Genomic DNA, 10,787 nt, shown 5'->3' with positions numbered 1-10,787 from the left:
AGAAGTACATGACGGCCCAGAATCCCGGAGCCCACACGTTCACGGTGGAGGATCTGCCACGGCTGCTGGACGGTGTTCTCGGCGTCGATCCCGACCGGATCGCTTTGGAGCGCGGTGAGATCACCGTCACCTATGCCCGGCTGAAGGCGGAGATCGACACGCTGGATGCCGCGATGGGTGGGGTGCTCGGCTTCGACGCACTCGTACCGGTGGCGCTCTCCAGTCTGGTGCCCGGTCTGCTCGAGTCGCCCGAGACCGGGGGCCTGGCAGGACTGCTGGATGCGCTGTTCGTCGATGCCGGCGCGGTCCTCGGCGCCGACGCGATCGCGCCGGTGGACACCCTCGTGTCGCTGTTCGACGCGCAGGTCGCGCAGACGCCCGACGCCGTCGCTCTCGAGTTCGACGGCGCGACGCTCACCTACGCCGAATTCGACGCGCGTGCCAACCGACTGGCCCGGTACCTGATCGGGCTGGGTGTGGGCCCGGATACCCTGGTGGGCCTGGGAATTCGACGCTCGCTCGACCTGCTCGTGGGCATGTACGCGATCGTGAAGGCCGGCGGCGCCTACGTTCCGCTCGACCCCGACCATCCCGCCGACCGGCTCGGCTACGTACTCGACATCGCGCGTCCCGTGGTGATCCTCACGACGACCCGGGACGGGCTGACCCTCGACACGGAGACCCCGATCCTGCCGATCGACGGCCTGGATCTGCAGGACAGCTCGGACGCGCCGGTCACCGACTCGGACCGGTCGGCGCCGCTGTCGGCGGAGAACCTGGCGTACGTCATCTTCACGTCCGGTTCCACCGGGCGCCCCAAGGGCGTCGCGGTCGGGCACGGCGCGATCGTCGCCAATCTGCGTTGGCGCCAGCACATGTACCCGATGACCGACGCGGACGTGGTGCTGCAGAAGACGCCCTTCACGTTCGACGTGTCGGTGTGGGAGTTCTTCTGGCCGTTGCAGGCCGGAGCGCGACTGGTGATCGCGGCAGCCGACGGTCATCGCGATCCCGCGTATCTCGCGCGCACGATGATCGAGTGCGGTGTCACGGTTGCGCACTTCGTACCGTCGATGCTCTCGGTGTTCGTTGCCGAGCAGTCCGCGGCGGATGTCACCACGCTGCGGAACGTATTCGCCTCCGGTGAGGCGCTGCCGCCGCAGACCGCCGCCCGGTTCCGGGAGGTCTCGAACGCCTCGCTGCACAACCTGTACGGGCCCACGGAGGCCGCCGTCGACGTCACGTTCCACGAGGTGACGGCGGCCGACGAGACGACCGTTCCGATCGGTGCCGCGGTCGTCGACACCGACCTCTATGTGCTCGACGAGGGACTGCGTCGAGTCCCGGACGGTGTCGAGGGTGAGCTGTATCTCGCGGGCGTCCAGCTGGCGCGCGGCTATCTGCAGCGCCCGGATCTGACGGCCGACCGTTTCGTCGCGGACCCGTACGGCGCCCCCGGCGACCGCATGTACCGGACTGGTGACCTCGTCAAACTCGGTCACTCGGGCGAGTTGGAGTACATCGGCCGCACCGATTTCCAGGTGAAGCTGCGCGGTCTGCGCATCGAACTCGGCGAGATCGAGTCGGCGCTGCTGGACCACCCGGCCGTCTCGCAGTCCGTTGTGGTGGTGCACGCCGACGCGGACCTGGGCGATCACCTCGTCGCGTACGTCGTCACCGATGGCGGCGCCGACGTCGACCGACACGAACTCGCCGCCGCGGTGAGCGCGCGCCTGCCCGAGTACATGGTGCCGTCGCTGTTCGTCGCGCTGGCGGAGTTCCCGCTCAACGCCAGCGGCAAGCTCGACCGCAAGGCTCTTCCGTCGCCGGACTTCTCGTCGCTCGCGAGCGAGTACCGGGCCCCGAGCACCCCCACCGAGGAGATGCTCGCCGCGACGTTCGCGGAGGTCCTGGGCGCCGATCGGATCGGCGTCGACGACGACTACTTCGCCCTCGGCGGCAACTCGCTGAGCGCGACTCGCGTCGTCGCGCGGATCAACGCCGATCTCGGCATCCATATCGACGTGCGCGACTTCTTCGATGCGCCGACCGTGGCCCGGCTCGCGGCTCTCGTGGACGCACAGGCCGCGCAGGTCGCCGCGGGCGGCGACACGCGCGCCCCGCTTGTGCCGCAGCCGCGCCCGGAGATCGTGCCGCTGTCGCTCGCACAGCAGCGGATGTGGTTTCTCAACCGGTTCGACACCGACTCCGCGGCGAACAACATCGTCGTGGCGATCCGGCTGTCGGGCTCGCTCGACGTCGCCGCGCTGAGTGGAGCGGTGAACGACGTTGTCGCTCGCCATGAATCGCTGCGCACGGTGTTCCCGGAACGTGACGGCGCCGCGCACCAGGTGATCCTGGCCGCGAATGAGGCCACCGTCGACCTGGACGCCGAGTCGATCTCCGAAGCCGAGATCGTCGGCGCGATCCAGGAGACGATCTCGCGGGGATTCGATGTCACGGCAGCGGTCCCGATCCGGCTGCGATTGCTGGCGGTGTCCGCCACTGAGCACGTGCTCGTCGTCGTGGTCCACCACATCAGCGCCGACGGCTTCTCGATGGGACCGCTGACCCGTGACGTGATGGTCGCCTACGCCGCGCGATCGACGGGAAACCTGCCGGCCTGGGCGCCACTCGACGTGCAGTACGCGGACTATGCGCTGTGGCAGCGCGAGGTGCTCGGCAGCGAGGACGATCCGGAATCGCTGATCGCTCGCCAGGTGGACCACTGGCGCAGCGTTCTCGCCGACCTGCCCGATCGGCTGGATCTGCCCACGGACCGCCCGCGTCCCGCTATCGCCTCGAATATTGGTGCATCGCATCGGTTCTCGATAGATGTGGAGCTCGCGACCCGACTCCACGCCGTCGCGCGCGAACACGGAGCGACACCGTTCATGGTGGTGCACGCCGCGCTGTCGGTGCTGCTGGCCCGGCTCAGCGGCACCACCGACATCGCGATCGGCACGCCCGTCGCGGGCCGCGGCGAGGCGGCGCTCGACGACCTGGTCGGCATGTTCGTCAATACGCTCGTGCTGCGCACCGACGTCCGAGGTGATCTACCGTTCGCCGAACTGCTCGCGCGGGTTCGCGCGTCCGATCTCGAGGCATTCGGTCATGCCGACGTGCCGTTCGAGCGGCTGGTGGAGATCCTGAGCCCGGCCCGCTCGCAGGCCAGGCATCCGCTGTTCCAGGTGGTGCTCTCGTTCCAGAACCTGGACCGGACCGAACTTGTCCTCGGTGACCTCACCGTCGCGGGCGTGGACTTCGATGCCGCCGTCGCGAAGTTCGATCTGGCGGTGACGCTCGCCGAGCCCGATTCGGGTGAAGCAGGATTCGACGTCGACCTCACGTATGCGACGGATCTGTTCGATGCGGCCACGATGCGCGCGTTCTCGGAGCGGTTTCTGCGAGTGCTCGGTGCGGTCGCGAGCGACCCGTCCGTGGTGGTCGGTGACATCGAGATCCTCGACAAGGCTGAGGCATCCCTGCTGACCGCCGCCGGTGAGTCTGCGATCGAATCGGCGTCCCTCCCTCAGATTCTCCGGTCAGCCGCAGGTCGCGATCCGTCCGCGATCGCACTCGTGTCCGGCGACAAGACTGTCACCTACCGAGAGCTCGACGAGCGTTCGTCCAGGCTCGCTCGGGCCCTGATCGCGCGCGGTGCCGGTCCGGAGACGGTGGTGGCCGTCGCGCTGACCCGGTCGATCGAGTCGGTCACGGCCGTCTGGGCAGTCGCGAAGTCCGGTGCCGCGTTCGTTCCCGTCGACCCCAACTACCCGGCCGACCGGGTCGCCCATATGGTCTCGGATTCCCTTGCAGTACTTGGTATCACGATCGCGGAGCACATCGAATCGCTGCCGGGCGCGCTCTCCTGGCTGCTGCTGGACGAGCCGGAAACTGCCGAGCAAGTGGCATCCGAGTCCGAGTCCGTGGTGACCGATTCCGATCGGCTGTGCCCGCTGCACGTGACCCACCCCGCATACGTCATCTACACGTCGGGATCGACGGGTCTGCCCAAGGGCGTAGTCGTCACGCACGCCGGACTCGCCGCGTTCGCGGCCGAACAGATCGAGCGGTACGGGCTTTCGGCCCGTGCCCGTACCCTGCACTTCGCGTCGCCCAGCTTCGACGCCTCGATCCTCGAAATGCTGATGGCGTTCAGCGTGGGTGCCGCCATGGTGATCGCGCCGACCTCGATCTACGGCGGTCGCGAGCTGGCCGACCTGCTTCGCACGCAGCACGTCACGCACGCCTTCATCACGCCGGCGGCGCTGGCATCGATCGATCCCGCGGGGCTCGATGCCCTGCGCGTGGTTGTGGTCGGCGGAGAAGCATGCTCGGCGAACCTCGTGTCCCGTTGGGCCCCCGGACGGCAGCTGTTCAATGCCTACGGCCCCACCGAGGCGACCGTGGCGTCGAACATCTCCGATGCGCTGGTACCGGGGGAGCCCGTCACGATCGGCCGCGCGATCCGCGGCGCCACCGCGTACGTGCTCGACTCCCGGCTGCGGCCGGTGCCGGCGGGGGTGTCCGGCGACCTGTATCTCGAGGGTGCCGGCGTCGCGCGAGGCTATCTGGGCCGTCCCGGACTGACGGCTGAGCGGTTCGTCGCGAACCCGTTCGGAGCGCCCGGCACCCGGCTGTATCGTACCGGCGATGTCGTGCGCACCAGCTCGGACCGCGTGCTCGAGTATGTGGGCCGGGCCGACGACCAGGTGAAGCTGCGTGGCTTCCGGATCGAGCTCGGTGAGATCGAATCGGTCCTGGCTGCACACGAATCCGTCGCGCGGGCCGTTGTACTGGTCGTTCGGGAACAGCTCGTCGCGTACGTCGTCGCCGCGGAAGATCGTGCGATCGACGTGGCCGCGCTCGAGGAGTTCGCGGCGCGGTCGCTGACGTCGTACATGGTTCCATCCGCGGTGGTCGTGGTCTCCGAGATACCGCTCACCGGCAGCGGCAAACTGGACCGCAAGGCCCTGCCGGAGCCGGAGTTCGAGGCAGCAGTGTTCCGGGCGCCGTCCACACCGATCGAGGAAGCCGTGGCCGCGGTGTTCGCCGACGTGCTCGGCGCCGAGCGGGTGGGGCTCGCCGACGACTTCTTCAGCCTGGGCGGTAACTCGTTGCTTGCGACCCAGGTCGCCTCCCGGCTGGGCGCGGCATTGGAGACCCAGATTCCGGTTCGGATGCTGTTCGAGGTGTCGACCGTGGAGGCCCTGGCGGCTCGCGTCGCAGGCGCGGCGGTCGGCACCACGAGGGAACTGACCGCCATGTCACGCCCCGAACGGATCCCGCTGTCACTGGCGCAGCAGCGCATGTGGTTCCTGAACCGATTCGAGCCCGCGTCGGCCGCGAACAACATTCCGCTCGCGATCCGGTTGTCGGGCGCATTGGATGTCGAGTCCCTGCAGGCCGCGATCGGCGACGTTCTCGACCGGCACGAGTCGCTGCGGACGGTGTTCCCCGACATCGACGGCACGGGGCACCAGTTGATCCTGCCCACGGCCCAGGCGATGACGGGCCTTTCGGTCGAACGGGTCTCGGAGACGGAACTGCTCGGCCGGATCGAATCGATGGTGACGTCCGGATTCGATCTGACGACCGATCTACCGGTCCGGGTGCGGCTGTTCGCACTCTCGGCGAACGAGCACGTACTCGTTTTGGTCGCACATCATATTGCCGCCGACGGCTTCTCGATGGGTCCGCTGAGCCGCGACGTCGTGACGGCCTATGCTGCGAGGTCGACCGGTGTGTTGCCCGGCTGGGCACCGCTCGCGGTGCAGTACGCCGACTACACGCTGTGGCAGCGCGAGGTTCTCGGCTCCGAGGACGAACCGGACTCGCCGATCGCCCGCCAGCTCGACCACTGGACTGCGGCCCTGGCTGGGCTGCCCGATCAACTGGACCTCCCGTCGGATCGTCCGCGTCCGGCCGTGGCGTCGAATCGGGGAGCCTCGCATCGTTTCTCGATCGACGCGCAGACCCGAGCGGGAATCGACGCGACCGCGCGCGCACACGGTGCGACCCCGTTCATGGTGGTGCACGCGGCTCTCGCGGCACTGCTGTCGCGGCTGAGTGGCACCTGCGACATCGTGATCGGCACTCCGGTCGCGGGCCGCGGCGCGGCCGCGCTCGACGACCTGGTCGGCATGTTCGTGAACACTCTCGTGCTCCGGACCGACGTGCAGCCGGACCGGACGTTCGAGGACCTGCTCGCTGTCGTTCGTGAGTCGGATCTGGTCGCGTTCGAACACGCCGACGTGCCGTTCGAGCGATTGGTCGAGGCACTCGATCCGCCGCGGTCGCAGGCACGGCACCCGCTGTTCCAGGTGATGTTGACCTTCCAGAACCTCGGTAGCGCGTCCCTGGAACTCCCAGGTCTGACAGTTGCTGGTGTCGAGTTCGACACGGCCGTCGCGAAGTTCGATCTGCAGGTGACGGTGTCGGAATCGGCCGGCGAGTCCGACCCGCCCATGCTCGCGGTGGACCTCACGTACGCGACGGATCTGTTCGACGAGTCGACCGTCATCGCGTTTGCGGAACGCTTCCAGCGGGTGCTGCAGGCGGTGACGGCCGACGGATCGGTGACGACCGGGGATATCGACATCCTGTCGGCGGTCGAACGCGACCGCGTGCTGACGGAATGGAGCGGGCCGGAGCGCGCGGTCGCGCCGTCGACGCTCGTCGAACTGTTCGACGCGCAGGTGGCAGCGTCGCCGGAGGCAACCGCCGTCGTGTCCGATGATGCGGCGCTCACGTATGCCGGGTTCGCTTCTCGGGTACGCCGATTGGCCCGCTTCCTGATCGCGCAGGGCGTCGGCCCCGAATCCCTCGTCGCCGTCGCGATGGGGCGGTCGACGGACCTGCTCGTGGCGGTGCACGCCGTGCTCGCGGCCGGTGGCGCATACGTGCCGCTCGATCCCGATCAGCCGGTCGAGCGGGGCCGTTTCGTCCTCGAACTGGTCCAGCCGGTCCTGCTGCTGCGAACCGCCGGTGAGAATCACATCGAGGCCGACGGCACGCCGGTCGCCGAGGTGGACTCGCTCGAGCTCTCGGGGTACTCCGATGGACCGATCGCCGACGCGGACCGCCGGTCACCACTGGGTGGCGCGAACACCGCCTACGTGATCTTCACCTCCGGCTCGACCGGCCGCCCCAAGGGCGTTGCCGTCACACATGCTTCGGCGACGAACCTGTCGCTGTGGATGCAGGACGAGTACGGCCTCACGGAGCTGGATCGGGTGCTCGTGAAGACCCCGTTCACATTCGACGCATCCGTCTGGGAGCTGTTCTGGCCGTTGCAGACCGGTGCGAGCGCGGTGATCGCGCCCCGCGATGCCCATCGTGATCCGACCGCGCTGGCGGCGGTGATCCGCGATCACGCGGTGACGGTGGCGCAGTTCGTGCCGTCGGTGCTCGACGCGACGATCGACCACCTCGGCAGCGCCGGCGCGGCATCGCTGACCCAGGTGTTCTGTGGCGGTGAGGCACTCACCGCGCGAACGGTCTCGCGCTTGCGCGAGATCACCGGTGCGGCGATCCACAACGTGTACGGGCCGACCGAGGCCACGGTGCAGGCGACCCGGCAGACCGTGGCTGGTCTCGACGGTGCCGGCGTGCCGATCGGTGCGCCCGCGTGGAACACAAGTGCCCTGGTGCTCGACGCCCGCCTGCACCCGGTGCCGGCGGGGGTGGCGGGTGAGCTCTACCTTGCGGGCGCGCAGTTGGCCCGCGGCTACCTCGGCCGCGCCGACCTGACGGCAGAGCGGTTCGTCCCGAATCCGTTCTCCGGCAGTGGTGAGCGAATGTACCGCACCGGTGACCTGGTGAGGTGGAATGCCGGGGGTGAGCTCGAGTACCTGGGCCGCACGGATTTCCAGGTGAAACTGCGCGGTCTGCGGATCGAGCTCGGTGAGATCGAGGCCGCACTGCTCGCGCAGTCGGCCATCGCGCAGTCAGCGGTACTGGCGAAGGCGGATCAGCTGGTGGCCTACCTGGTTCCGGCTTCTGGCCGGAGCCTGGACACCGGGGCCGTGCAGGCGGAGTTGGCGACCTCGCTCGCGTCGTACATGGTGCCGTCCGTGTTCGTCGTCCTCGACCATTTCCCGTTGAACCCGTCCGGCAAGCTCGACCGGAAGGCGTTGCCGGAGCCGGTGATCGAGGCTACGGCGTTCCGTGCCCCGGTCACCCCGGTCGAGGAGATCGTCGCCGGGGTGTTCGCGGATGTGCTCGGAGTCGAGCGAGTGGGTCGAGACGACGACTTCTTCGCCCTCGGTGGCAACTCGCTGGTGGGCACGCAGGTGGTCTCGCGTCTGGGTGCGGCCCTGGACACGACGGTGCCGGTACGGCTGCTGTTCGAGGGATCGACGGTGGAGGCGCTGGCGGCTCGGGTCGCGCGCCTTGACGGCGCCGGCCGGAAGCCGCTGGTGGCCGGTGTGCGGCCGGAACGGATCCCCCTTTCGCTGGCGCAGCAACGCATGTGGTTCCTGAACCGGCTCGAGCCGGAGTCGACCACGTACAACATTCCGTTGGCGATGGAGCTGACCGGCAACCTCGATGTCGCCGCTCTGCAGACCGCGCTGCGCGACGTTCTCGGGCGCCACGAGGCGCTGCGCACGTACTACCCGGAGGACGCCGACGGCCCGCATCAGGTGATCATGTCCGTCGACTGTGTCGGGGCGGATCTCACGCCGATCGTGGCCGAGGACGAGACCGCCCTGCACCGTCGGATCACCGAGCTGCTCGGTGGCGGATTCGACGTCACGGTGGGAGTTCCGCTGCGGGCCGGGCTGTTCCGCACCGGTCCCGACCACCACGTCTTCGCGTTCGTGGTGCACCACATCAGTGCCGACGGCGTATCGATGGCACCCGTCGCACGGGACCTGGTGACGGCGTATGCCGCTCGCGTGCAGGGCGAGGCGCCGCGGTGGACGCCGCTCGCGGTGCAGTACGCGGACTTCGCGCTGTGGCAGCGGGACATTCTGGGCTCCGCGGAGGAGCCCGGCACGGCGGCCGCGGGCCAGCTCGAGTACTGGGCGCGGACCCTCTCGGGCGCACCCGATCTGCTGGCCCTCCCCACCGACCGTCCTCGGCCACCCGTGCAGTCGATGCGGGGAGCCGAGACCGGATTCACCGTCCCCACCGAACTGCACGTGGCTCTGGAATCCCTGGCGCGGCAGCAGAATGCCTCGCTCTTCATGGTCGCCCACAGCGCACTCGCGGTGCTGCTGGCGCGGTTGAGTGGGACCTGGGATGTCACGATCGGTACGCCGATCGCCGGACGCGGCGATGCCGAACTCGACGACCTGGTCGGAATGTTCGTGAACACCCTCGCACTGCGTACCGAGCTCGCGTCGTCGATGACGTTCGCGGAGGTTCTGGCGCGTGCACGCGAGACGGACCTGTCGGCATTCGGCAACGCGGACCTGCCATTCGAGCGCGTGGTCGAGGCCGTGGCCCCGGTCCGGTCCACCGCCCGGCACCCGCTGTTCCAGACGGTGCTGTCATTCCAGAATCAGGAGCAGGCGAGCCTCGAGCTACCCGGGTTGACGGTGAGCGGGGTTCCCGGAACCGAGCCGGCGGCGAAGTTCGATCTTCAGCTGACGTTGGTTCCGGCGGATTCCGGAGCCCTGGAAGCGGTACTGACGTACGCGACCGATCTGTTCGACGAATCCACCGCCGCGATGCTGGGCCGGCGGTTCGTCCGTATCCTCGAGGCCGTCGCCGCGGACTCCGGCGCGGTGATCGGCGACATCGAGATCGCATCCGAGCAGGAAAGGGTGCTGCTGCAGGGAATCTCGACGTCGACCGGGCGGAGCGGGCGGGTCGATTCCACCGGAGCCGTGGAGCCCAGCGACCGGACTGTGCCGCAGGTCCTCGCCGCCGTCGTCGAGGCCGATCCCGAGGCCCCCGCGATTTCGGGCGACGGTGCGGAGACCACCTACCGTGAGCTCGGCGAGCAGTCGTCCCGGTTGGCGCGCCTGCTGATCGCCGAGGGCGTCGGCCCTGGTCATTGCGTGCCCGTCGCGGTGCCCCGTTCGGTCGATGCGGTGGTCGCGGCGTGGGCCGTGCTCGAATCCGGCGCGGCGCTGACTCTGATCGACACGGCAGCGGCGGACGCGGATCGGGGCCCGTCGGAGCTGGCGGCGAAGATCGGCATCACGACATCCGCGTATGCCGACGGTCTCCCCGACAGTGTGGAATGGATCGTGCTGGACGCCGACGCGAGCCGCATCCGCATCGACGAGCAGTCCGGAAGGCCGGTCGGATACTCCGAGCGGATCCGTCGTCTGGGTCCCGAGGATCCCGCCCTCACCGCGTCCGACGGTTCATGGTCCATCACCCACGGGCACCTGGTCGCGCTCGCGGAACGCGATCGAGCGCGTTACGACGTCACCTACGAGTCGCGCGTCGTGTGCACCGGTCCTGTGAGTGGTGTGTGGTGGGCCACAGCGTTACTCCTGGCCTCCACCGCGGGGGCGGTGACCGTGGTCACCGAAGTACCGGGCAGTAACGTCACCGACATTCTGGCCGACGAATGGGTGACCCATGCATTCGTGTCGGCAGCGTGCGCGCAGGCCGTCGACATGGAGGAACTCGAGGATCTCGAGGTCCTGGTGCTCACCGACGGAGCTCCGCCGGAGCAACGGCAGGACGTCCGGCGGGTCGTCGCCGATGCGGAAGCGTGGTTCGCGTGAGGCGATAATGATGGTTTGTTCGGGCGATGTATGTGTAAGGAAAGAGTCATTGTGGTGCGTTGCGAGATGCCAAGTCCTCACGTGTCGGCGATC

At 68.7% G+C, this 10,787-nt stretch carries 1 protein-coding gene; it reads left to right on the top strand.

Translation table 11 applies throughout. The annotated features are described in order from the left end of the window. Positions 1-8 precede the first annotated feature (8 nt). Positions 9-10,694: a non-ribosomal peptide synthetase gene (locus ERC79_RS05930; RefSeq protein WP_131576576.1), complete on the top strand. Its 10,686-nt coding sequence runs from the start codon at positions 9-11 to the stop codon at positions 10,692-10,694. Positions 10,695-10,787 lie beyond the last annotated feature (93 nt).

It is taken from the genome of Rhodococcus sp. ABRD24, assembly GCF_004328705.1.
Taxonomy (GTDB): Bacteria; Actinomycetota; Actinomycetes; order Mycobacteriales; family Mycobacteriaceae; genus Prescottella.
Note: the sequence above shows the minus strand (reverse complement) of the source record. Positions and strands in the feature narration are given on the sequence as shown.